18 protein-coding genes and 1 pseudogene are annotated in these 23,589 nt (G+C 39.6%); 9 read left to right on the top strand and 10 right to left on the bottom strand.

What is annotated here, in order from left to right; all coding sequences use genetic code 11:
- Positions 1-3 precede the first annotated feature (3 nt).
- Positions 4-1,428 (bottom strand): exonuclease domain-containing protein, encoded by a 1,425-nt coding sequence (locus tag DSM03_RS12665; RefSeq protein ID WP_128761995.1) that lies wholly within the window; start codon positions 1,426-1,428, stop codon positions 4-6.
- A 201-nt stretch (positions 1,429-1,629) separates the two neighbouring features.
- Complete coding sequence (locus DSM03_RS12660) at positions 1,630-5,226, bottom strand: BamA/TamA family outer membrane protein (RefSeq protein WP_128763221.1); 3,597 nt, start codon at positions 5,224-5,226, stop codon at positions 1,630-1,632.
- A 298-nt stretch (positions 5,227-5,524) separates the two neighbouring features.
- Here DSM03_RS12660 and DSM03_RS12655 point away from each other — a divergent pair, with 298 nt between their 5' ends.
- The 3 genes from DSM03_RS12655 to DSM03_RS12645 are packed head-to-tail and all read left to right on the top strand — an operon-like array spanning position 5,525 to position 8,046.
- Positions 5,525-6,121, top strand: coding sequence for a YceI family protein (locus tag DSM03_RS12655; RefSeq protein ID WP_128763220.1), 597 nt, complete (start codon positions 5,525-5,527; stop codon positions 6,119-6,121).
- An 11-nt stretch (positions 6,122-6,132) separates the two neighbouring features.
- Positions 6,133-7,404 carry a hypothetical protein gene (locus DSM03_RS12650; protein WP_128763219.1) on the top strand — a complete coding sequence of 424 codons (1,272 nt, stop codon included), beginning with the start codon at positions 6,133-6,135 and terminating at the stop codon, positions 7,402-7,404.
- 60 nt (positions 7,405-7,464) lie between these two features.
- Positions 7,465-8,046 (top strand): YceI family protein, encoded by a 582-nt coding sequence (locus DSM03_RS12645; protein WP_128763218.1) that lies wholly within the window; start codon positions 7,465-7,467, stop codon positions 8,044-8,046.
- A 349-nt stretch (positions 8,047-8,395) separates the two neighbouring features.
- Here DSM03_RS12645 and DSM03_RS12640 read toward each other — a convergent pair whose 3' ends face one another.
- The 3 genes from DSM03_RS12640 to DSM03_RS12630 form a co-directional block, all read right to left on the bottom strand.
- Positions 8,396-9,259, bottom strand: coding sequence for an SdiA-regulated domain-containing protein (locus DSM03_RS12640; protein WP_128763217.1), 864 nt, complete (start codon positions 9,257-9,259; stop codon positions 8,396-8,398).
- Between the two features lie 79 nt (positions 9,260-9,338).
- A complete protein-coding gene (locus DSM03_RS12635; RefSeq protein ID WP_128763216.1) occupies positions 9,339-10,607 on the bottom strand; it encodes a sensor histidine kinase in 1,269 nt (422 codons plus the stop codon).
- On the bottom strand, positions 10,607-11,278 hold the full coding sequence (locus DSM03_RS12630) for a response regulator transcription factor (protein WP_128762002.1): 672 nt from the start codon (positions 11,276-11,278) through the stop codon (positions 10,607-10,609). The genes DSM03_RS12635 and DSM03_RS12630 overlap by 1 nt, the downstream gene beginning before the upstream one ends.
- A gap of 217 nt (positions 11,279-11,495) precedes the next feature.
- Here DSM03_RS12630 and DSM03_RS12625 point away from each other — a divergent pair, with 217 nt between their 5' ends.
- On the top strand, positions 11,496-11,936 hold the full coding sequence (locus DSM03_RS12625; protein ID WP_128762003.1) for a PepSY-like domain-containing protein: 441 nt from the start codon (positions 11,496-11,498) through the stop codon (positions 11,934-11,936).
- Positions 11,937-12,213: 277 nt separating this feature from the next.
- On the top strand, positions 12,214-12,645 hold the full coding sequence (locus tag DSM03_RS12620; protein WP_128763215.1) for a PepSY-like domain-containing protein: 432 nt from the start codon (positions 12,214-12,216) through the stop codon (positions 12,643-12,645).
- 28 nt (positions 12,646-12,673) lie between these two features.
- On the opposite strand, the gene DSM03_RS12615 is transcribed toward DSM03_RS12620, so the two are convergent.
- The gene (locus DSM03_RS12615) at positions 12,674-13,054 is read right to left on the bottom strand and encodes a hypothetical protein (RefSeq protein WP_128763214.1); all 381 of its coding nucleotides are present in this window, start codon (positions 13,052-13,054) and stop codon (positions 12,674-12,676) included.
- A gap of 286 nt (positions 13,055-13,340) precedes the next feature.
- On the opposite strand from DSM03_RS12615, the gene DSM03_RS12610 reads away from it, so the two are divergent.
- On the top strand, positions 13,341-14,219 hold the full coding sequence (locus tag DSM03_RS12610; RefSeq protein WP_128763213.1) for a DUF808 domain-containing protein: 879 nt from the start codon (positions 13,341-13,343) through the stop codon (positions 14,217-14,219).
- A gap of 132 nt (positions 14,220-14,351) precedes the next feature.
- On the top strand, positions 14,352-15,572 hold the full coding sequence (locus DSM03_RS12605; protein ID WP_128763212.1) for a porin: 1,221 nt from the start codon (positions 14,352-14,354) through the stop codon (positions 15,570-15,572).
- Between the two features lie 6 nt (positions 15,573-15,578).
- Here DSM03_RS12605 and DSM03_RS12600 read toward each other — a convergent pair whose 3' ends face one another.
- The gene (locus tag DSM03_RS12600; protein ID WP_128762008.1) at positions 15,579-16,424 is read right to left on the bottom strand and encodes a helix-turn-helix domain-containing protein; all 846 of its coding nucleotides are present in this window, start codon (positions 16,422-16,424) and stop codon (positions 15,579-15,581) included.
- Between the two features lie 206 nt (positions 16,425-16,630).
- On the opposite strand from DSM03_RS12600, the gene hxlB reads away from it, so the two are divergent.
- On the top strand, positions 16,631-17,215 hold the full coding sequence (gene hxlB, locus DSM03_RS12595) for a 6-phospho-3-hexuloisomerase (protein ID WP_128763211.1): 585 nt from the start codon (positions 16,631-16,633) through the stop codon (positions 17,213-17,215).
- Between the two features lie 41 nt (positions 17,216-17,256).
- A complete protein-coding gene (gene hxlA, locus DSM03_RS12590; protein WP_128763210.1) occupies positions 17,257-17,883 on the top strand; it encodes a 3-hexulose-6-phosphate synthase in 627 nt (208 codons plus the stop codon).
- 74 nt (positions 17,884-17,957) lie between these two features.
- On the opposite strand, the pseudogene DSM03_RS12585 reads toward hxlA, so the two are convergent.
- The 3 genes and pseudogenes from DSM03_RS12585 to DSM03_RS12575 form a co-directional block, all read right to left on the bottom strand.
- Positions 17,958-18,737 (bottom strand): annotated as a pseudogene (locus tag DSM03_RS12585) (3-keto-disaccharide hydrolase).
- A gap of 293 nt (positions 18,738-19,030) precedes the next feature.
- Positions 19,031-20,470, bottom strand: a complete 1,440-nt coding sequence (locus DSM03_RS12580; RefSeq protein WP_128763209.1) for a SusD/RagB family nutrient-binding outer membrane lipoprotein — start codon at positions 20,468-20,470, stop codon at positions 19,031-19,033.
- Between the two features lie 19 nt (positions 20,471-20,489).
- Positions 20,490-23,582, bottom strand: coding sequence for a SusC/RagA family TonB-linked outer membrane protein (locus DSM03_RS12575; protein ID WP_128763208.1), 3,093 nt, complete (start codon positions 23,580-23,582; stop codon positions 20,490-20,492).
- Positions 23,583-23,589: the final 7 nt, after the last annotated feature.

Here is a 23,589-nt window from a genome sequence, read left to right as displayed (position 1 = left end):
TGCTTAAAGCCAGGCTTCAAAAATGTTTTGAGTAGCGGTGTCGTTCTGTGTAAGCGGCAATTTAGTTAGTTGCTTTTGAGTAGCTAGATATCTGCGTACAATGCGATCTGCATAAGCTGAACTTTTCTGTGGAATTAAAAAGTTTGTAAAATCTTCCGGTTGATTGAATTCTTCGGTCTCATCAATAAAACCATACCCGGCAAAACGACCTTGTTTCAGGTAAATAAAAGACTTTTCCTGAGTATTTCTTCCTTTTTCAACGAGCAGACACGATTGCTCATAGGTATGAATATAATCTAGAGCTTTACTCACACGACCATTATATGTTTCCGCCTTCAAATCACCACGACAGGCACCGCTACACGTATGTATTTTGTAATGATTACATTCAGAAACACCTTGCTGTAAAGCACAATATTTAGGACACAGATCAAACTCCTCACATAGCTGTTCTAAAAACTGAATGGCTTCTTCTCGTGTATAAAACTGCATCCAACTTACCGGAGCGATCTTATTTTTGTGCAGTGCAAATTGCTCAATACCTTGTTTGTTATGGTAGGAGGTAAGCTTATAGGGCTTTGTTGGGTTTTTCTGAGCTTTATTGTATTTCGGGTAATATTTAAGAATTAGTTCTGCTTCTCGCAGCAAGGCCAGCAATTCGCTGCCGGTGAGTTCATAATCTATACTGTGTGTGTTTTGCAGTAACTCATACTTGCGATTGCTTTTTTCTCTGAAATGAGAAAGCACCCTTTTTTGAATGTCTATAGCCTTACCAATGTATAAAGGCTTCCCGGTTTTGTCTCTAAAAAAATACACACCGGGTTTATGTGGTAATTCTTCAAAATCTGAAGCCTTAAAGTTTGGTGGAAAATAAGACTCTTTAGACTTTCTGTTTAAAAACTCATTGATTACTTCATACTCAGGATCCAGATCCAGACAGCGCTGAAACAAGATCACAGTTGCTTCAGTGTCGCCCTCGGCACGGTGGCGATCGTAATGCGGTATGTTTATAGAGGTACATAAATTACCCAGACTGTATGAGAACAAACCGGGAATAAGTTTTTTTGCAAGACGTACGGTACATAGGCGCTTTCGGTTAAAATCGACGCCTGCTTCTCTAAATTCTGCGCGTACCACGTTGTAATCAAATCCCACATTATGAGCGACAAAAATGCAATCAGTAGTCAGTGTGTTGATGCGGTCTGCCAGTTCATTAAAATACGGAGCGTCTTCAACCATTCGGTCGTTGATACCTGTTAGTTTTTCAATATAAAGCGGAATATCTCTTCCGGGATTGACTAAAGACGTGAACCGGTCAATTTCTTTCCCGTTCTGTAAAATTATGATGCAGATTTCGGTAATCTTGTTTCCTTTGATACCGCCACCTGTTGTCTCTATATCAATGATCGCAAACTTGGCATCTTCCATAACTACAAAGTACGCAATTCTCTTTTTCTTTTAAAAGGAAAAAATCCGTATTAACGGAAAAATTCCGCAAGAAAAGTAAATGGGCATTTCCTATAATTAAAATACTAATGCTTTTTGGTTTGCCTCAAGATGATTTTAGTATCAATAAAAAACCCGCTCTCTTTAGAGAACGGGTTTTAAAGATTGGTTAATTCGTATTCTTTAGAATTTAAATCCTAATGTAAACAGTACACGATTACTTTCTTTACTTGTATAATAGCCTACATTGGCAGTAATGGCTTTAAACCCATTTATAAAGACAGAACCTCCGTAACTGTTGTGCCATTGTTCAGAATTATCATTTTCTACCCAGACACGACCGTAATCAAAACCGGCTGAAACTCCCAGTCTCAAGGGAATGAAATTGGTTTTTAACTGTGCTATACCTACACGTAGATCGGTACTTTGATAAAAAGCAGTTTGCCCATTAAAACGTTCATTTCTATATCCGCGTAGACTGGTATTTCCACCTAAAGTCGCAGCGTGGTAAAATTCATATTCACCTCCAAAGTTCATAGAAGCACCAATTTTAGTTGCCAGTACGGCCATCCCGCTGGGATGTAAGGGGTAGTCAATAGAAAGTGTAGGTTTTAAATAGGTAAATTCGTTATTATATTCATCGATATTGGCTTTGTAACCTGCAACCAGATCAAATTGAAAGCCTCTACGTATAAAGGCGATCTCTCCACTTTTGTTTTTATATTGAAAAGCGGCCTCTGCACCGGCATAGTATTGCGTATTGAATACATCATCACCAGCATCAATTATATCAGTATCACCGGTAACACCATTACCAGAATATTCTACATTATAAGATGCTACAGTTGGGCCAAAGCGCAACTGTACCCGGTCTTTTCTGAAAATTAAAGACGGAGTGACGCTCCATTCGCTGATGCGAACTCGGTTAAAGTCTATATCAACTTGATCTCGGTCATACTCGGTATCGTTGCCTGTTCCAAAATAATTGATGGCAAAATTAGGAGTGGTATAGCGCGCGTCTAAACCAAAGTTCCAGTTGTAAAATGCGTGTGCAAATTCGCCCGAGTATTCTAACTCAATACCGTGGGTCGCCGTATAATATTTAGCAGTTAGCGTTTGCTGGGTAGCAAAGGGATTGTTAGCCAAACCATATGTAGTATACGTCCCGCTTAAACCGGCAGAAAAACCAGTATCTTGATTGTAACCAATTGCCGGGGTAGTCGCGAATGCATCTAATTTTCTAGAAGCATCATTATAGGTGTTGATATCATAACTGTCTACCAGCCACTTGCGCGTGCCCGGGTTGACAAAAGTATTTTTCTTGCTTTTGTAATCATATACTTTAGCTGCCCGTGTATTTTCAAAATCATACACATCGTTATTCTCACCACCTAATATTTTAATCGGGATATAATGATCGCCATTACCCACAATTTTAAAAGTATCATCATCGTCTAAACCGTAGATCCAAATCTCTTTTGTGAGTTCTTTATCATAGGTGCGCTCAAAAGTTTCCTCTTCTTCGGTAGTTAGTTTGATGGTCGTCTTCCCATCAGCCTGACGGGTGATCACAAAGTCATCTTTATCTTCTGTACCCAGAATGATCTGATGATTCATTAGGTATTCGTAGTAACGACGTGCAATAGACATTAGGTTATCGCGACGTGCTTTTAAATTCTTTTTGATGTTTATCGTACTCTCATCCTGTGCAGCTTCCGGTAAGGTATTAAAAGCAGTTTCGATGGTTTCGTCCGTTAGGTTTTCCTGAATAAATTGGACTTCGTTTTCCCAGTCTTCCCAGGTTAAATTCTTTATGAATGCCTGATCTAAAGGATAGGCGTAACGGCTCATCCACTTCACGCTGTTTACATCATCATCGTATTTTTCCATAGATCGAAAATCGATCATTGCAACTTTAAGCAAACCTAAAATGAGTCCGTCGTATTTGGGAAACGCCTGATCACGGTCTCTGCGAATGGTTTTATAGGTAGTTGTACCGTCTTCTTGCTCATAAGCAGACCAGCGCCACTGATCATAATGGCGGTCATAATCCCCCACAGCAAAATCCATTAAGCGTACCTTTAAAAAATTGGCTTCATCTACCTGATGCTTTTTAGAATCTCGTATTTCGGCAAGAAGATCTTTGGTACTGATGATGTCATCTGCATCACCAAAACGCTCAAAAGACTTATTCTCATCCCCAGCATGTGCTTCTAGCATATAAAGCTTGTCGCCATAATCTTCATTATAAATACCCAGTTGCTTTTGCTTGGGTAAGTAGTAGATTTTAGGTTGTGCATTGTAAATGTTCAAACTGTCAAAAATAGTGTTCAATGCAAAGGGTGCATAAGGTTGCGCTGTAGTATAAAAATCCTGTACAATTTCTTCAGCGATGGTGTTTTGCATAAAGTCACGAACATAGTGATCGGTTATTTTAGACTGAATAAAGCGCACCGCACTCTTACGCAACTCACGGGCGGTATACTCGTGTTCTGAATCGTCAATAAGACGTAACGAACGCGACTGGTTACCACCACCTTCTGAAATTGCATGTACATTTCCCGGAAGGGTGGAGAGGTCTAAGACCGGAGCTTCAATCTCTTTACTGTAAATGTTCCGGTAGTGATTTCCCCAGAAGAATTTGTATAAGCCACTTTTGTCAGTTTCTTCTTTGGTATAGATCGAAGCTTTTTTTGTACTGCTCATCCCGCTGATATCCGGGTAGTTTATGTCATCTTTTTTAGGTTGTTGCCGTCTGATCTCTTTCTCAAAAAGTTTTTCAGGAGCTCCTGATCCTGTTCCGAAAAATTCAACTTTAGAACTACGGTCTTTATAAACCGTAAGTCTTGCAAAACCATTTGCTTTAGAAGCAAACTGTCCGTCTTTAGCTTGACGCACCTTGTCTAATTTTGTTGAAGCTGCACCGCTTATAATTTGTGGAATCCCGTCATCAAACACATATTGCAGGTTTTTATCACTTGCAGAAACAAAAATCACATCAGGAAACTGGCTTGCCAGGGTTTCTAAGGTACCCGCAAACTTCTGACGCTGGGTACTGTAATAATCTTCGGCAGTAAGCCCCCCTATATTTTCTATAAAGTTTTGTTTAGAAAGCGTGAGTATCGAGTGGTGAACCGCAACGATTACCGTTTTATTTTGTTCATCTTTTAAATCGTCTTTAAACTTCGCGATAAAATCATCACGAGTTTTGATGTCGCATTTATTATTGAGGTATAAATGATCATCCCAGTCTTCTAGAAACCATTGTGAATCTATCATCAAGAGTTCAACATTATCCATATCCAGGTTTTCAATCTCCCGTGGACAACCATCGTTTGGCCAGAATTCAACCTTGCTGTTGTCTTGTATAAAAGACTCTAGATCATCCAGGTTTTCGTGACCATTTTTGTTCCACTCATTATGACCCGGCATAAAAATGACGTTCCCGTTAAAGTCGGCCAGAGGTTGCATAATACTTTTTTGAAGTAATTGTTCAACATCTTTCCGTTCTTTCTTTTTGGGTGGGTAACCGTCTTTTGTGATGTTTCCTAAAGCTACAAAAGTCGCGTTGTCATCATCCTGAGAAAGGTCGCTGATTGCTTTAAGAACTTCCTGAGTAGGATTACTGGTTTTTAACTCCGTATTTCCTGTAAAATAAAAAATCTGTTCTACCTCTTTGTCCTGTGCAAAGCTGATTTGGCTCAGCATAACCAATAAAAAAGTAAAAAGATATAATCTACCGGAAAGCGTGTTGAATGGGGCTGTGTATTTATGAGTCATAAATGGATTGAATGATTAAGAGGTGGAAAATATGCTAAATATGTTAATGTTAAATCTTTTTTAACCCTATATAACACTCCTTTAATGAAGTGTTAAGAGTTTTTGAGGAGCGGCAGCACTCGCATGAATAAAGAAAGAGCGTCTAATTGAATAGCATGATTCCTGAGTAGTTTTAATTAGGTTATAAAAAAGCTGTATTCAATCGATATAGTTTGTATTAAATCTGTAACCTGACTTTAATCATATTTCAGGCGTTCTTCCTGATGGAACTTTGCATAGTAATCAAAAACCAAATACTATGAAAAAGTCAATATTATATCCAATTTGCTGGAGTCTGTTTCTTTTAGCAATTGGACTTCAAAACGGTTTTGCCCAAAACTATGTCTTAAAAAATGCTGAATCTTCTATGCGTGTTGCCGGTACTTCTAATCTTCATGATTGGGAGCTAGAAGTAAAAGATATGAGCGGTACGTTAGCACTAAGTGAAGAAGATGGAGTCCTAACAGCTCTTAATAAACTAGAGCTTCAAATTGTAGCAGAAAGTCTTTCAAGCGGAAAAAATGGAATGGATAAAAACACCTATAAGGCTTTAAATACCAAAAAGCACAAGGTGATCACCTACCGACTAAAATCAGTAGGAAGTCTGGAACCCGATCGTGCCAACACCTATTTGCTTAAAACAACCGGAAGTCTTACAATTTCTGGAGTTACCCAAACGGTTTCTATTCCATTTGAGGTCCGCTTTTTAGCAGATGAGATTGTGTTGTCTGGGGCTTACAAAATGCAGATGAGCACATACAAAATAGAACCTCCTACAGCTTTGTTTGGCACCATAACTACGGGTGACGAACTCCATATCACATTTAAAACAACATTTATTAATCAAGCTCTATAATATCAATACTTATGAAAACTAAACTTACCTATTTAACTCTCATCTCTTTATCTTTTTTAGGGATGACCCTACAGGCACAAAGTCAGCGCGATTTAGACAATTACAGATCACCTGATCAACGCGGAATTTCAACTTTTGAAGCTCCTAAGGATACAGTAACAACTTTTGATGGGCTTCACGTACGTATAGGAGGCGCTTCTACCATACAATTTCAAGCAATAGATCACGAGAACAGCAGTAATCCAGACACTCCTGTTTTACAGGAAATAGGTAGCAATTTCAACCTTGCAACCGCAAATCTGGATTTAGATGTGGCTTTGTATGACGGGGTACGTATGCACTTAAGAACCTATTTATCTTCACAACACCACAACGAAACCTATGTAAAAGGAGGGTATTTTCAGATAGATAAACTAGAATTTATCCAAAAAGGATTTATGGAGGATGTGATGAATCATGTACGTATTAAAATAGGGCATATGGAGAGCAATTATGGAGATGCACATTTTAGACGTACTGATAACGCAATGGCACTGTACAATCCGTTTGTAGGAAACTATCTGATGGATAGCTTTACTACCGAAGTTGGTGCTGAATTGTATTACTTCGATAACGGCTGGATGGGAATGTTGAGTTTGACTAACGGTAAATTGAATCAGGCTGTTACCAAACCCGAAACTACAAGCCCGTCCTTTATCGCAAAATTGGGATATGATAAAGCGGTATCAGAAGCGCTACGCGTACGCTTAACAGGTTCTCTCTATAAAACCAATCAAACAGCCAGCGCTTATTTATACAGCGGTGACCGTTCTGGTTCTCGATATTACAATGTGATGATCGCAGAAGATGGTAGCGGAGATGGTTTTAGAGCAGGGCGCATCAATCCAGGTCTAAGTAACGAATTGACTTCAATTATGATCAACCCGTTCTTGAAGTATAAAGGCTTGGAGTTCTTTGGTATTTATGAGCACGCAACCGGGAAGACTGCTGCAGAGACAGACAACCGTAGTTGGAATCAATATTCAGGAGAATTGATCTACAGATTTGGATCTAAAGAGAACATCTATTTAGGTGGACGTTACAACTATGTTGATGGAACTCTCGTGGGTGGTAGTGATGTTTCTATAGACCGTTTTCAACTTGCTGCCGGCTGGTTTATGACCAAAAACATTTTACTGAAGGCAGAGTATGTTGTTCAGAATTATAACGATTATCCTGTTGTAGATCTTCACAATGACGCAAAGTTTGACGGCTTTATGCTTGAAGCTGCGATAAGTTTCTAAACTATATTAAATAAGATAACAGCGTGTAATTACACGCTGTTATCTATAAAATCTCTGATTATGAAAGCCTTTTTAAATTTGTTATTTGTGTTGAGCGGTTTTGTGTTATTGGGTCAGCCCAACTTTGGAGAGGCCACAATTAGTAAGTTGCAAAACAGTACGCTGCGTGTTTCAGGTGAAACCAATGTAACCGGTTTTAGCTGTGTTTTTGACCCCACTTATTTTGAGCCTCAAAAAAAGATAGCGTATTGCGATCAGGGCGACCTCATACTTTTACGCAATGCCACACTAAAACTGAATTTAGACGGATTCAATTGTGGCGGAAAAGCGATAAACAAAGATTTTAGAGCGATGCTTGAGGCAGAAGACTATCCTGAAATTATCCTCAACTTTAAACAGTTCAATCGAGTAGAACGCGGGTATGAAGCTTTAGTAAATATAGCACTCGCCGGTCAACAGCATACCTATACCATACCTGTAGAAATCGTACAGGGAGATCTCAAACATTTAAAAGGAATTCTTAAGTTAACGCTTAGTGACTATGATTTGGAGCTTCCCAAAAAGTTATTCGGGTTGCTTAAAATAAAAGAGGTTATTGCTATTGAATTTGATATCGCAGGAATTCTTAATACAGCATTTTAAAAGTAATTGTAGGTTTTTTAGTTTTAACCCTTGAAGCCGCAACTGTATAATCAGTTGCGGCTTCTCCATTTAATTTAGCGTAATAATCACATTATACCTTAATTGGATAATCAAGATTCAAATACTTAAAAATTTATATACTTCTAAGTAGTTGCCAATAATTAGCTCTTCAAACAAAATTTTAAAAACCAGACCTCACACCGGTTTTTGGTATTTGATCAAGAGACAGACACTAAAATTTAATCTTTACTCAATAATCGAGATTTAAATGCTCTGAGATTTGTCTCGTTCTAAAAATGTATTGTTCCGTTTAATGCTTAGTCGACAGACAGGCTTGCCCCGAAATAGTTTACTTTTTTAACGTAACCTCCAGAAGCGTTGCTACTCCATCAGCAGCTTCGTTAGCGATATAAAGTGTACCATTAGGACTAAAGGTTATGCTCTCTGGTTGCGCAAAATGATACTTATTTAACTCATGAACCCTTTTAATCGTTCCTGTAGCGCTCAATATCAAAAGCTTTGGTTTTTTTCCGTCTACTAGGTAATACTCCCCGGTTTTAGGGTGTATCGCTATATCTGAAGGATTGAAGGTTTTTTCTTCTTTTTTAGTTTGGAAAGCCTCAAACTCTTTGGCTTGCATATCTATTTTAAACAGGGGTTTTTCATCCAGAATTTTAGTTGCTAATGGGATTGAATAGAGCCCTTTGTAGCGATCTTTATCTAAGCCTTTATCTTTAGCAATTGTGACCAGACTTTTAGTTTTCGGGTTATAGGTTAGCGACTCCATATTGTTTTTAGACTTAAATGAAGTATCAAAATAACGCGGAGCAACAGTGTCTGAAGTGAATGATTTAACCTCAAAAATACGACCGTCACTACGCATTACATAGGCATCATTTTCATGGAGCGCAATGGCTTCATAATCGCCGTCTTCTCCAAAAGTAATGTCGTTACTAATCTCACCGGTATTTAAGTTGAAATTGTAAATAACACCATTTTCATCCTGAATACAGGCTATGGTAGAATCATTTACCCACGCAATGCCGCTAACTTCATCAAGAAGTGTGGGCAACTCCCAACTGTTTACAATAGTATAGGAAGCATTTTCTAAAATCTCTCGTTCTTCAGCAATAGATTTTTTATAAAAAGCATAGGATAGTATCCCTGATAAGATCAGAACACCAGAAATTATATAATGTGATAAATACTTCATTTTAAATCTACATTTTTCAGAAAACAAATTTGAATACTAAAACTAGAAAGAATTGGGAATACCACCTGATCTATAACTCTTATTTAGGAAATTGAACCGTAAACGTGTGTTCTCCGTCAAACGTATACCTGAGCGTGAGATTATATTTTTCGGCAATTGCGCGTGCAATGGGTAAGCCCAGCCCTGTTGATTTTTCGGTAGCTCCTATTTTTTTAAAACGTGCAAAAATAAGTTCAGCATCCAGTGGAGAAGCTGTACCGGTATTCCTCACCTTCAGTTGCTTGTTTGCAATACTCAGGGTAACCGGGTTTTGCGGCTTGCCGTGTACCAAAGCGTTTTTGATGAGGTTGGTCAATAAAATACGCGCCAGGTCTTTATTCATTTTAAATTGAATACCATCAGTAGCATGCAGCTTTAAGTCTATACCTTTGTGTATGGCGATCTCTTTAAAATCTGTTATGCACTCCTGAGCGAGTACATTAAAATCAATAGGTTCTGCTTCTTGAAACTGTTTGTTTTCAATCTTAGAGAGGAGCAATAACGATTTGTTCAACCGGGTAAGCCTACCCAGATTATCCAGTACGGAAGCCATATGCATCAGTTGGTCATCAGTAAGGCTGTTTTTTTCAAGAAACAATTCGAGTTTATTAATGCTTATAGCCAGCGGGGTTTGCAGCTCATGGGATGCATTTTCAATAAACTGTTTTTGCTCATTATAGGATTTATGCGCAGAGTTTATGAGTTCGCTTACCGTGGTGTTGAGCAGGTTAAATTCTTCTACAGCAGTAGGGGTGAGCGTGATTTGCGGTTTTTGTTCAATATTGAAGCTTTTTAACTGAGCGATAAGGTCGTAAAACGGTTTCCAGATGCGCTTGAGTAATAAGTTGTTTAAAACAAGGATGCTGAGGACCAAAATAAAATAAAGTCCGATGAGATAACTCACCAGATCTTCAATCAGGTCATCTTCCTCTACCATCGAAGTGATGATTTTAAGCTTGTAATAGCGGCCTTCTGCTTTCAGCGTACTTTCGTAAATGCGCACGGGCTCAAAATCTTCTTCGTTAATCATATACATCAAGGTATCCTGATACCGCTCTTGATGATTCTCATACTGTTGTTGTTGAATAGGAGTAAAGCTATATACGTGTTTGTTAAAGTCGTTGTTGTCCAGGATACCGGGGTCTTCTTTAGCACGTTTAAGCAAGAGTATTTTTTGATTTTCGAGTCCGTCATCAAGACTGTCGTATATCTCATCAAGCATCGCGTAATAAAAGGCTAATGCCCAGAGGGTGATGACTGCAAGCAGCAGAAATGCAAGGTATTTTGAAGTATAATTGAGCAGTTTCATCAATCGAGCTCTAATTTATATCCTATGCCGTAAACGGCTCCGACTTTAATAGTAGCATTTTCCAGTTTTTTACGCAGGTTTTTAATTTGAGAGTATATAAAATCAAAACTATCTGCCTGATCTATATGATCTCCCCACACGTGTTCTGCGAGGGCAGCTTTGGTAACCAGTCGGGTTTTATTAGAAATCAGATAGGTCAGAATATCATATTCTTTTCGGTTTAAAATCACTTCTTTATCTGCTATGGTGAGGCTTCGGCTTTCGGGATCAATGACCACATTCCCTATTTCTATGTATTTATTTCCTTCAAAATTTCTGCGTCTTAAAACGGCCTGTACGCGAGCATTCAATTCTGCAGTGTGAAAAGGCTTGGGCAGGTAATCATCTGCACCCATATTTAAACCCTGAATGCGATCATCTAAAGAATCATTTGCAGAAACGATGATAACCCCTTCTTCTTTACCCAAATCTTTAAGTTGTTTAAGTAGGTTGAGCCCATTACCATCAGGCAACATAATATCAAGTAAAATACAGTCATAATCATAACTGCCTATTTTAAAACTTGCTTCAGCAAATGTACTTGCAGTTTCTACGAGATAACGTTCTTGCTCTAGCGTATCTCGCATATTATCTAGCATCTGAGGTTCATCTTCTATAATCAATATTTTCATCGCTACGGTCTGTATAAGTCATGCAACATTAAGAGCCAATTCTGTAAAGAAGTGGTAAAGTCAGGATGAGAGCTCTATTCTTTATACCTTCTAAATAAAGGAAGCTTTCTCAATCTCTATGGTAGTTTCACAGTTTTTAACGTTTACACCGGCTGAAGCTACCAATTGTTTACAGTTTTGATTCATTTGTTTGTGCAGAATTTAAACTGAAAAAATTATGAAAAATGTAAAATTGATGCTTCTGGGGCTAACCGGAATAACCGCTGTACATGCTCAAGATCTAACCCCTGATCGTGTGCCACAAGCGATAAGAGCAAGTTTTCAGCAAAACTATGCTCAGGCAACGGATGTGGAGTGGGAGCAAGAATACCCAGGTTATAGTGTCGCGTTTGAAGTAGATCGTATGGATCATGAGATCTGGTATGATAAGTCTGGCGCTATATTAAAGTCTGAGCAGGAACTAACTGTAGATGAACTGCCTCAGGGGGTACACGATGCATTGCTTAAAGCTCATAAAGATTTTACCATTGAGGAAGTTGAGAAACTGGATATAAAAGGCAAAATCACCTATACAGTAGAACTTGAAAAAGGATGGTTTCAGGAGCGGGAAGTGGTTGTAGATGCAACCGGTAAGATTTTAAGCGATCTAGAAGATTAATGCTTCTTTTGAGCTATACCTAGTAAAGGGATTGAATACGTGTTCGATCCTTTTTTTAATGTTTAATCGATACTCGAGATTTAAATGCTGCGAAACAAGTCTCGCTCAGTTTAATGCTTGGAGGGGCTGGTCACGAAGTCGTTTACTATATGAAAATCGGTAAACTTAAGAAGCGATGAAATTTCACATTTTTTAACCTTTTCAAAAGGGATATGTACCAATTGCTTCCAGATTTGAGCCTTTAGTTTGTACAACATTAATTTATAAACAATACCCTATGAAAACGCTAACAATCTTAATGATCAGTATTTTTTTAAGCACTACAGTAGGTGCACAAGACTTACCTGCTAACCAAGTGCCCGCAAATATCAGAACCAATTTTGAATTAGACTTTAAAAAAGCAACTCATGCCAGCTGGGAACAAGCCGGGAGTTTCTATAAAGTAGACTTTCAATCAAAAGACCTTAACCAAAGCGTATGGTATGCTAAAGACGGATGCCTTATTAAGCAACAAACTCCTATCGCATACCACGAGCTTCCGCAAGCAGTTAAAGAGACGTTGACAGCTTCTTACCCCAATATTAAATTCAATACGTTGCTACACACTAAAAAATATGGTAACAGCACGTATAGCTTAATTCTAGAATCTGCTATAGCAAAAAAGAATCAATTGGTTTTTAATTATAAGGGGGATGAAATTACACAATAGGTGGGTAGATTATATGTAAGATAAAGGGCTACATCGTGTGCACGCAGTAGGTATCATGGTCTGCTACTTCTTTAAAATCAGTTACAAATTTACACGGAATCGAAGTCAACCTTTTAAAGTATTCAAAATTCGTATAGTCCGGATTTTTATTAGAGACGACAATGATCCATTTAAAATTATCTTCTAAAACCAATTTATCTTTGATCAAAAATAAAGGATCTATTGAATAGTCATTCTTATCTTCATTTGTGATTAATAAGCCCAGCTTTCTGCTTCCGTATATTTCAGATTTAAGATCCAGGCAATTTTGAAAAGAATCGGAATCAAAATGTCCGCCGTTATTGATTTTTAGTTTTATAAAATGGGCTTGAAAGTCTAGACGAAACTCGCCGAGATTAATGGTATTCATAATTTTTGGAACATGGAGAATTAAGCCTGCGAAATTAATTAAAATGAATCTAGATAGTAGTTTTTGGACTACATCAATTTTAGATTTAACATATTTAATACATACTTTAATCGCATATATCTGTATTTCAACCTTTTTACGCTTGCGCTGTAAACTGCGTAGATTGAAGAATTAACAAGTATATTTCATAGTTTATAACGAAAGGTTTCTCTATAAATTATCAATATTTTAATTCTTTACTTTAAAAGGTAAACTTATATTGCTGCTCACAATCAAAACTGCTTTTATGGCTTCAGGATTTTTTGCGCTTTTAGATGACATTGCAACCTTAATGGACGACGTTTCGGTAATGGCCAAAGTTGCCGGGAAGAAAACCGCAGGAATTCTAGGAGATGACCTTGCCGTTAACGCCGAAAAAGCTTCAGGCTTTATGTCGTCGCGTGAGATTCCGGTATTGTGGGCCATAACAAAAGGTTCATTGCTCAATAAGATCATTATTTTACCCATAGCCTTTTTACTGAGTGCCTTTATACCCGTCGCCATCACGGTGATTCTCATCATTGGCGGACTCTATTTGGCTTATGAAGGAGCAGAAAAGATCTATGAGTTTTTCTTTCCGCATGCACATGCCGAAGAAAAACCGGCTTTACAGGATATGAGTGAAGAAGCGATTCTTAAGTATGAAAAAGAAAAAGTGAAGTCGGCTATTTTAACCGATTTTATCCTCTCTGTAGAGATCATCATCATTGCTTTGGGTACGGTAACCGGCGAGGAACTGATCAATCAGATTATTGTGGTAACTATTATCGCACTTGTTGCAACTGTAGGGGTTTATGGCATAGTTGCACTTATCGTACGTATGGATGAGTTTGGTGCTAAACTTATTGACCTTAATGAAGAAGACGATAGTTTTTCTGACAAAGTAGGCAAGTTTCTAGTCAGTGCCCTACCGGTAGTGATCAAAAGTCTTTCGGTAATTGGTACTATTGCCTTGCTTCTGGTTTCTGGTGGGATTTTTACGCATAACCTGCATTTTATTCACGATCTATTTGAAACCTGGCCCAGTATGTTGGTTGAGTTTTTATTAGGCCTGGTAGTTGGTTTTCTGGTGTTGCTTGTGGTTAGTGGTAGTAAAAAAGTTTACCATTCTCTAAAGGGTAACTAAATAACCAAACTGTGTACGCTTTAGTCTCAGATCTATCCATTGTGTTAGGCTTGTGTTTCTTTAACCTTTAGTTATTGTTAACTGTGAGCTTATACTTACTTTTGCAGGCCTAAACTTTAGGTTCTTATAGCTATGGATACGCTTCGTATCATTTATACTTTTTTTGCGCTTTCATGCTTTTGTATGTTGCTTCCACAAGCTGCATTTGCTCAAGAGCTCGCAAAACATGATTCTATCTCAAAATGGCAAATTGATTATGGAGCTAAGGGCATTCAATTTACAGCACCTCATAATGACTTTTCACTACAGATACAGAGTCGATTTCAATTCCGCTATGCGACACCCGGAGATAATGATCCGTTAACCTATGACGATTTCAGTGAAGAAGAGAATAGTGTTTTTAAAATAAATCGTTCCCGACTTAAAGTTGGTGGTCATGCCTATAAACCCTGGCTGAAATACTATTGGGAATATGAACTGGGGCAAGGAAATCTGCTTGATTTTAGAATTATGATAGAGCGGTGGAAGTGGCTAAACATTAAAATAGGGCAGTGGAAGCTGGAGTTTACCCGGGAGCGCCGCATCAGTAGTGGAGCACAACAACTGGTTGACCGCTCTATTTTAAACCGAAGTTTTACCGTAGATCGCCAGCAAGGTATAGAGTTATACGGCAGATTAGCAGGCAGGGGATCTGCAGATTTTAGTTATTGGGCGGCAGTAGTCACCGGAAGCGGTAGGTCTGCTACGGAGAATGATGATAAGAACCTGATGTATTTTGGTCGTCTGCAATGGAATGTTTTGGGAGATGATCTTGGTTTTTCAGGAGGTAGTGATTTACAATTACATCAAACTCCAGAGGCAATTCTAGCCGTATCAGCTGTTACAAACCGAAGTCCGTTTACGCGGTTTTCTTCTTCAGGTGGTGGCTTTTTAGCAGGTTTTGAACAACAAGAACCCGGCCAGTACCGCATCAATCAGACGAATGTAGAGACTGCTTTTAAGTATCAAGGCTTCAGTTGGCAATCAGAAATACACCGCAAAGAAATCATTGATAAACTGAATGCAAATGCCACAACTACCTTGAGTGGGTATTATCTGCAGGCAGGTTATTTTGCCAATCAGGCGATTTCATGGTGGCCCAAACCTTTAGAAGTAGCTGTACGCTATGCCAGTTTTAAACCGGATAGGAGTCAAGATACGGAGTTGGATGAATCTTCACTCGCTTTCAATTGGTTTTTTAAAGGACATCGCAACAAGTTAACTGCTGAGATTTCTAGCTTTGATTATGAAACTCCAACCGAACAACTTAAAAACGAGTTGCGTTTTAGAGTGCAGTGGGATATTTCGTTTTAATGACGTTCATTCAGGATACAAGGTGTTGTCGTGCTGTTGCACATAGTTTTTTGCCTGGTTCTGAAACTCCTGCGGTGTCTGATTGGTATGCCCTTTAAAAAATCTACTAAAATAGGACCGGTCTTTAAACCCCAGATTGAAACCAATTTCTTTGATGGTGTTTTCACTGTGAATCATCTGGCGTTTGGCTTCCAGGACCAGACGATCGTGAATGAGTTGCATTCCGGTTTTGGAGAGTTTTTCCTTTAAGATCTGATTCAACCGCTTAGCACTGATGTTCATCTTATCTGCATAAAATGCTGCTGTGCGTTCCTCGTGGTAATTCAACTCCAGCAGCATCATAAACTCATATACCCGTTTTTCATTGATGTCCTGAAGGGTAAAATGCTGCTCTTTCAACTGAATGAGTTTCAGTAAAAACACTTTAAGCAAAGCCTTTACTATAATCAGGTTGATTTCCTCTTTAGCATATTCCTCATGCATCAAATTGTAAACTGCTTGCAGGCTGTGTGCACTCTCTTCGTTGAGTTGCAAACACGAGAACTCACCTTGTACATTAAAAATTCTAAAGACATCCAGTAAAAACTCTTTAAGGTCGTCCTCCAGCAACTCGTGCTTAAAAGAAATCAAAACTCCTTTTTTACCGGCTTTATTCAATTGATGTACGCGATAGGGCGGAATCAGGTAAATCCAATTTCCTATCAGCGTTTGAAAATCGTGTTGTGGGGTGTGTAATGCCTCCTCATTGATCAACCAGACGATCTCATAAAACTCCTTACGCCCCGGGTCATCCAGATAAGAAGGAGGGCAGTCTGCAAGATCGCGTATGTATAAAACCTTATCACTAAGCATATAAGCGTTGTTTTGGATAAGACTTGTATTAAAATTTACAAGTCTGTTTGAAGTGTTGTTTCTAAAATGTACCACAAAAATAGCGAATAACACCACTAATTTTTAGAGGGTGAGCAAATAGTACCACACATCTGTCAAATCGTGTAACAAGTAGGTTGACCTGTTGGGTACTTTTGTACCGATCAGAATAACAATGCCTGAAACTTATGATAAATACTCCAACGATACCCCTAAATGAAGCCTTAGATGAAGCAGTGAATCTGGTTTATGAAGAACATTTAAAAATGCGTGACGGACTCGATTACGACCAGCTGGCAGCGGTGATTCCACATCTGGATGCGAGTAAACGTATTTTTTTGATGGGAATGGGCCGCAGCGGACTGATGATGCAAGCGGCGGCGATGCGCTTGATGCACTTAGGATATGAAACGTATGTAGTGGGAGAGATCACTACCCCTGCAATAGGTAAAGGAGACCTGTTACTTGCCGGTTCGGGAAGCGGAAGTACTACAAGTATTGTAAATGCCGCAAAAACGGCAAAGCAAGAAGGAGCTGGTGTAGTAGCGATCACGACAAACCCAGATTCTCTTTTAGCCGATCTGGCCGATCAGGTGCTTCTCATTCCTGCAGCACAAAAAAACAAACAGGAAGCGGCTATTTCTAAACAATATGCAGGTAGTCTTTTTGAACAAAGTTTGTTGCTGGTTACTGATGCTTTGATACAGGTATTGTGGCAGGCCGGTGGGAAATCTGCAGACGAACTCTGGAAACGCCACTCCAATCTGGAGTAAGAGCTAGAAAAATAAAAATTATAACAACTAAATTACATACCATGACTCAATTACAAGTAGCAATAGATTTATTAACAACAGAAGATGCAATCGCTTTAGCGACTAAAGTAGCACCCTATGTAGATATCATAGAATTGGGAACTCCGTTGATCAAAAGTGAAGGTTTATCAGTGATCACTGCGATGAAAGATGCATTTCCCGATAAACTGGTTTTTGCAGATTTTAAAACAGCAGATGCAGGCGAACTGGAAGCAGATATGGCTTTTAAAGCCGGAGCGGATTATGTTACTATTCTGGGATCAACCGGAGACAGCACCATTGCCGGAGCTGTAAAAGCTGCAAAAGCCCATGGAAAAGCGGTGGTGGTAGATACTATTGGTGTTCAGGATCGTGTAAAAAGAGCACAAGAAGTGATTAAACTAGGTGCTGCGTTTGTAGAACTCCACGCCGGTTTAGATGAGCAAGCTGAAGCGGGGTATTCTATTCAGGTATTGATCGACGAGGCCACTCGTGCAGGAGTACCGGTCTCTATTGCAGGGGGTGTTAACCTGGATAGTATTCAAGCGGTAAAAGAATCTGGTGCGGTAGTAGCAGTAGCCGGTGGCGCAATCTATGGGGCAAAAGACCCTGCAGCAGCAGCTAAAGCACTAAAAGAAGCTTTAAATTAAACGATTGGTTGAATACGAATCTGATTTGTTAAAGCCTCTGAAGCTTGCTTCAGGGGCTTTTCTCATGGTATAAACTATAGCTTTTTGAGCTTGATGTCTTTAAAAATAACACCTTGTCCTTCTGCTTGTAAACCGATGTAGCCGCTTTTTAAAGTTTTGCCATCTACCTTTAGATCCGGATTATACCCCTTGGCTACTTCGCCTCCTATTTGCGTGTTAGTATAGCGCAGCACTTCTTTGCCATTGACTTTATGAATGATCAGCGAGTCTTGATACACGATCAAATCTGCTTCTACCCAGGTATCCCACGTATAGGTGTCTGAAGACGAATTGATGCAGTGGTCATTTGATTTTTTACCTTGATAGAACACATCAGTTCCGGGGGAGCACATATTTCCGGTAGGTCTGGCTTTTCCCGGTTCGGCTTCTGCCAGCATCTGGTATTCTACTGAAAGGGGCCAGTCTTGTTCTTTTAAAATAGTTTCCGGCGCTTGTGCATGAAACATAACTCCGCTGTTTCTATACGTATAACTAGGAGCATCTTCCATCCATTACTCTGTAAAGCGATACCTGAATTTAAGATGAAACGACTCAAAAGGCTGGTCGTAAAATAAATGTCCGTATCGTTCGTCAAAGGTGTCATAATCCTCATAGGCTACCACAATGCTGCTGTCTTGCACGCGAAAGGTATCCGCATAATTCTCACCGGTCTCGTGGTGGTAGAATTTGGGCGTCCAGCCTTTGAGGTCAACCCCGTTAAAAAGCGTGATCCATTCGCTGTCTTCTGTTTTTTTAGAAGTGCACGAAACCCATACAAGCAGCAGCACAAGCCCCAAATAGTTGAAAAGTTTCATGGGTTATATCAGTTTGTGGTTTAAATGTATTGATTTTTTTAAGGATATGCTCTTTGCCAAGCTTTCTGGCTCAGGAGAAACAATCTTTAAGTAGGGGGCTAAACTTAGATATTTTGCGTGTATTTTAGAATTAGCCATAGCAAATTTTATCAGCTTAAGAGCGTAAGTCTGTATCTTCTAAATGAAATTTATACCAACTAGCCTTTTTAGTAGGTGTGTAAGCCAAGATTTATAGCAATAAAAAAAGCTGTACCAGAATAGGTACAGCTTTTAACCAATTAAGCACACAACTATTAATCAATAAGCCACATTAGCGCATTTATAGTATCTCCTTCCGGAAATTGACGGGTAATCGCAGTATTGAGATTTTCGGTGTTGTTTATACTTTCGTTTTGTGGATACATAAAACGCTTAGGAATTTTCCCATTGTTTAGAATGCCGCCACCGTCTACATTAAACTCGGGGATACCGGTTCGGCGCTGGTCGTAGAAACTTTGCCACCCGGTATTTAAAAACAAAGCAATGTGTTTTTGAGTCAGAATTGAAGCAATATCAGATGCGTCTTCTAACTGAACGGATTCGCTCGTTAAGTAGCTCTCAGTATCACTGATGCCATAAAAGTTCATCGAAGCTTCAATACCCAGCTTATAATGTGAGTCTGTGTCTGTATCAATCCATCCGCGTGCAGCTGCTTCTGCTAAGGTGAATTGCAATTCGGGATATCCCATCAGTAAGGAAGGTTCATTTACGGGGTCGTTATAGTAGCGCGGTTTTATACGAGATGCTTCTCCAGACACTGCTTTAGCAGCGTTATCACTTAACGAGGCGCTTCCATACAAACCACCATACGCACTAAAATCGTTTTGAGCAGCAGTAGAGGCATTGGGTTTTTTATCAGCGAAGCTAAACAGTCTGGGATCTTCTAAATTTTGCAAGCGCTCTATAAAAGTCTGCTCCAGATAATACGCCGTTTGTAAGTTGTTGTTGTTGAACAACGGGTAGCGGTTGTTTTGAATATCTACATAAGTCAATTTACCGCTATCCTCATTAGACTCAAATATTGGAAATTGATTCGGGTTATTTACAATCTCCCTGAACCGATCTATAATGGCTATAGAACCAGAACCCGTTTTATTAGATAAACTCATTAAAACACGAAGACTATAGCTGTTGATGAGTTTTTGCCACTTACCGGTATCCCCATTGTAAATGATGTCTCCCCGAATGGATTCTTCGTTTTGAGCCAGTTCTAAAGAAGCTGTTCTTAACGAGTCTAAAACCGATTTATAGATCAATTCCTGCGTATCATAAGTAGGCATATAAACACCAGTTTCTGCCTGAACCGCTTCTGTAAAGGGAATGTCTCCAAAAACACGAGTTAATTCAACCGTAAAGTAGGCATTAAAGAATTTGGCTAGAATTTGATACACCTGGCTATCTGCATTACGCGCTTCTTCTACCATTTTTTGAACCTGTTTAAGGTCATCAAACTGGTCAAAATCGGCACGTTGCCAATTGTAATATTGATATTCATTGGTTCCGTCAGTAAACGTGAGTTGTCTGCTGGCCAGAGCAGCGCTGGTACTTACCTTGTTAAAGGCAGCTTGTTCTATAGTGGTAAGCAGCAAGTCTGGACTTACCTGCGTTGCACGGTTGGGATCATTTTGTAGATCTTCTACCTGAGCACAACCGGCTAATAGCATCAAAGAAAGAATGCGTATATATTTTTTCATCTTGGTAAACTTTTTAAAATTAGAATTTAGCATTGATGTTGAAACCAATATTACGGGTAGAAGGTGCGTGAAGATTATCTACTCCAGAGTCTGGATCTACATTAGGAATCTTAGAAGCCAACCATAAATTACGTCCAACCAGAGATACGTCTAATGCTTTAAACGGAGTCTGTTTTAATACGTTGTCTGTAAACTGATAGGTCAACGTAAGTTCCCGTAACTTGATGAATGTTTCCTTGTAATAGTGATAATTGCTGTTTTGATTATTACTGGTAGTTTGCATAAAACTGATGTAGTTTACCGGAACTTCATTAGGCGCGTAGGTGCGTGTATCTTCAACAATAGCACCATTTACATCATAACTCACCGTACCACCGGTAACCACAACCCCATTACCGATATAGGTGTTTTCACCATTATTTGCATCGTCTCTAAACTGATTCACCGTTCCCTTAGAAGTACCGCCCCACCACATTTTCTGGTTGGTTGTAGAATACATCAATCCACCTAAGCGACCATCAAATAAAAACGACAGGGTAAAGTTCTTGTACGTTAACTGACTTGAAATTCCGTAGGTTAAATCAGGTTCGTCATACCCTATAAACCGAGCGTAAGGATCATTTACCGGGAGCCCGTTTTCAAAAATGACCGCTCCGTCAGCGTTTGTTTGGTATATGCTGGTATAGATTTTATCGGTGCGGTCACCTACCCGAAGAAAGCCTTCGGTTTGCTCGCGATCTCCATAAATAGCTTTTTGATACCTGCGGTAATGACTTAGATTTAGTTGAGTATTCCAGCTGAAGTTATCGGTTTTTATCGGTGTGGCATCTAACGTAAGCTCAACGCCCTTTCGTTCAAACTCATTTCCATTTAAAAGAATACTGCTATACCCGGAAGCATCAGAAATAGGGCTGTAGATGAGATTGTTGTAATCCCTTGCCTGATAATAAGCCAGATCAAATCCTAAGCGATTGTTGAGTACTCTAAAGTTAGCCCCAACTTCCCACGTGTCTGAAGTTTCGGGTTCGAGATTAGGAGCTAACAGGTTGCTTCCAAAGTAAGTAGCCGGAGTTCCGTCCCAGGTTGTTCCTTTTTCGTAGGCCAGTATATAATCATAAGGATCGTTACCTATTTTTCCTTCAGAGACTCGAGACCAGGAACCCCGCAATTTTGCAAAGCTTACCCAGTCTGGCATATCAAACAAACTGCTCAGTACCACAGATGCCGAAGCAGAAGGGTAGAAGAACGCGTTGTTGCCATCAGGCAGGGTAGAAACTTTATCATTACGCCCGGTGAGCGAGAGGTAAAAGGCATTGTAGAACTCTAGGTCTACAAACCCGTAAAAACTATTGATGGTTTCTTTTTCTTCGCGGTTTGTTCCAAAAAGAGTAGCCCCGGCATTATTTGCCAAATTGTAAAAGCCCGGTAGATTTAATCCGTCTGTAGCCTGCGTCGTATTTTTAGAATTGCGGTAGTAGTTTACGTAAGCCCCTTCTGCAGTAATCCCAAAATTATCAGTGATTTTCTTTTCGAAATGCAGCGCAAGGTCTGAGGTAATATCAAAATAGTTGGTCTGGGCAATAGAGAAGTTTCCCCGGGATTTTGCACCGTACCCTATATAACTCTTGGGTTCTTTGTAATCGCGGTATAAGCTGTATTCATTAATCCCGGTACGGCCTCTCAGGCTTAATTCATCGGTGATATCGTAGTTAAAAGAAGCATTCCCGTACACATTTGTTTTGTTGTAGCCTCGTTTATATTCGTAGGCCTGAAAATACGGATTGTTGTAATACGAAATATTAAAGTGGCGTTGCTGTATGCCTTCTTGCCCTTCTCTCCAATAGTTTTTAAGATCCCGCACGTCAACATCAGTACCCGTCCATAAAATAAGGTTGTACAGGTAATTTGTAGGACCGTAACCTACTTCGGGAAAATTACTGGTGAACTGTTTGTTGTAGGTGAGGGTCCCATTTATCGTGAGCTTGTCTGATGGTCTTATCGATCCGGCTACATTAAACGATGTGTTTTTTAAATCGGTATTGGGCACAATTCCTTTTTGATAGTTATTAGAAAGTGACATACGCACATCTGCTTTATCATTTCCCCAACCAACACTCACGTTATTGGACTGAATGATTCCGGTATCAAAAAAGTTTTTGATGTTGTCTTTTCCACGAGAGGTATAGGCTATAGGAATTAATGCGCCGGTGGTGGGATCAACCGGACTGTTGTATTGAGGGGTTTCAAAAAATCCGCTGGGTGTAGTAGGATCAACTTGATCTAAGCGGGGTCCCCAGATCCATCCGCCACCTTCTGTACCCGAACCGCTGCCGTCTACATAAGCATACACCCCGCGATTACCGTTACCATAAGTTGTTTGTACATCAGGTACCCGAATGAAGTCGGTTTGAAACTGTGTCGAGTTGTTAAACGTTACACTAAGCTTCCCCTGCTTTCCGCGTTTTGTGGTAATCATTATAGCCCCGTTGCGGCCCACAGAACCATAAAGTGCAGAAGCTGTAGCCCCTTTGAGCACACTAACGCTTTCAATATCGTCTGAATTTACCTTCCAGATATCCAGGGTACGATCTGGGATACCGTCTATCACCAGAAGGGGGGTAGCTCCTCTCAATTGAATGGCGGGATTTTGAAACAGGTCTGTAGAATTCTTAATATTCAATCCGGCTACACGTCCTGAAAGTTGGTTTATAAAGTTGGGCTCTTTTGCTTTTTCAAGATTTTCACCGCCTACTTCCTGTACTGCATAGCCTAAAGCTTTTACTTCTTTTTTGATGCCTAACGCAGTTACTACAACAGCATCGAGCGCCTGAGCATCTTCCGCCATGATGACTTCGAGATCCGTCTGATCGCTAAGGGTGATAGTTTGTTTAGTAAAACCTACATAAGAAAATTGCAAGGCTTCACCCGCAGCAGCTTCAATAGTAAAGTTACCGTCAAAATCAGTTACTGTTCCTCTGGAGGTATTGGGAATCATAACTGTAACACCGCCCAGAGGCACGTTGTTGGGGTCTTTTACAGTTCCGCTAACTTCTTGCTGAGCAAAGCCTGCAAACGCAAGTAAAAGAACAAAAAGGTTTAGTAGTTTATTCATATTTCTG

It is taken from the genome of Leeuwenhoekiella aestuarii (assembly GCF_004104055.1).
Taxonomy (GTDB): Bacteria; Bacteroidota; Bacteroidia; order Flavobacteriales; family Flavobacteriaceae; genus Leeuwenhoekiella; species Leeuwenhoekiella aestuarii.
This window is presented reverse-complemented; position numbering and strand designations above follow the sequence as displayed.

What these genes read in the sequence shown, in the direction of transcription:
- DSM03_RS12665 (WP_128761995.1), bottom strand. Translation starts at nt 1,428, where the DNA reads ATGGAAGATGCCAAGTTTGCGATCATTGATATAGAGACAACAGGTGGC.
- DSM03_RS12660 (WP_128763221.1), bottom strand. Translation starts at nt 5,226, where the DNA reads ATGACTCATAAATACACAGCCCCATTCAACACGCTTTCCGGTAGATTA.
- DSM03_RS12655 (WP_128763220.1), top strand. Translation starts at nt 5,525, where the DNA reads ATGAAAAAGTCAATATTATATCCAATTTGCTGGAGTCTGTTTCTTTTA.
- DSM03_RS12650 (WP_128763219.1), top strand. Translation starts at nt 6,133, where the DNA reads ATGAAAACTAAACTTACCTATTTAACTCTCATCTCTTTATCTTTTTTA.
- DSM03_RS12645 (WP_128763218.1), top strand. Translation starts at nt 7,465, where the DNA reads ATGAAAGCCTTTTTAAATTTGTTATTTGTGTTGAGCGGTTTTGTGTTA.
- DSM03_RS12640 (WP_128763217.1), bottom strand. Translation starts at nt 9,259, where the DNA reads ATGAAGTATTTATCACATTATATAATTTCTGGTGTTCTGATCTTATCA.
- DSM03_RS12635 (WP_128763216.1), bottom strand. Translation starts at nt 10,607, where the DNA reads ATGAAACTGCTCAATTATACTTCAAAATACCTTGCATTTCTGCTGCTT.
- DSM03_RS12630 (WP_128762002.1), bottom strand. Translation starts at nt 11,278, where the DNA reads ATGAAAATATTGATTATAGAAGATGAACCTCAGATGCTAGATAATATG.
- DSM03_RS12625 (WP_128762003.1), top strand. Translation starts at nt 11,496, where the DNA reads ATGAAAAATGTAAAATTGATGCTTCTGGGGCTAACCGGAATAACCGCT.
- DSM03_RS12620 (WP_128763215.1), top strand. Translation starts at nt 12,214, where the DNA reads ATGAAAACGCTAACAATCTTAATGATCAGTATTTTTTTAAGCACTACA.
- DSM03_RS12615 (WP_128763214.1), bottom strand. Translation starts at nt 13,054, where the DNA reads ATGAATACCATTAATCTCGGCGAGTTTCGTCTAGACTTTCAAGCCCAT.
- DSM03_RS12610 (WP_128763213.1), top strand. Translation starts at nt 13,341, where the DNA reads ATGGCTTCAGGATTTTTTGCGCTTTTAGATGACATTGCAACCTTAATG.
- DSM03_RS12605 (WP_128763212.1), top strand. Translation starts at nt 14,352, where the DNA reads ATGGATACGCTTCGTATCATTTATACTTTTTTTGCGCTTTCATGCTTT.
- DSM03_RS12600 (WP_128762008.1), bottom strand. Translation starts at nt 16,424, where the DNA reads ATGCTTAGTGATAAGGTTTTATACATACGCGATCTTGCAGACTGCCCT.
- hxlB (WP_128763211.1), top strand. Translation starts at nt 16,631, where the DNA reads ATGATAAATACTCCAACGATACCCCTAAATGAAGCCTTAGATGAAGCA.
- hxlA (WP_128763210.1), top strand. Translation starts at nt 17,257, where the DNA reads ATGACTCAATTACAAGTAGCAATAGATTTATTAACAACAGAAGATGCA.
- DSM03_RS12580 (WP_128763209.1), bottom strand. Translation starts at nt 20,470, where the DNA reads ATGAAAAAATATATACGCATTCTTTCTTTGATGCTATTAGCCGGTTGT.
- DSM03_RS12575 (WP_128763208.1), bottom strand. Translation starts at nt 23,582, where the DNA reads ATGAATAAACTACTAAACCTTTTTGTTCTTTTACTTGCGTTTGCAGGC.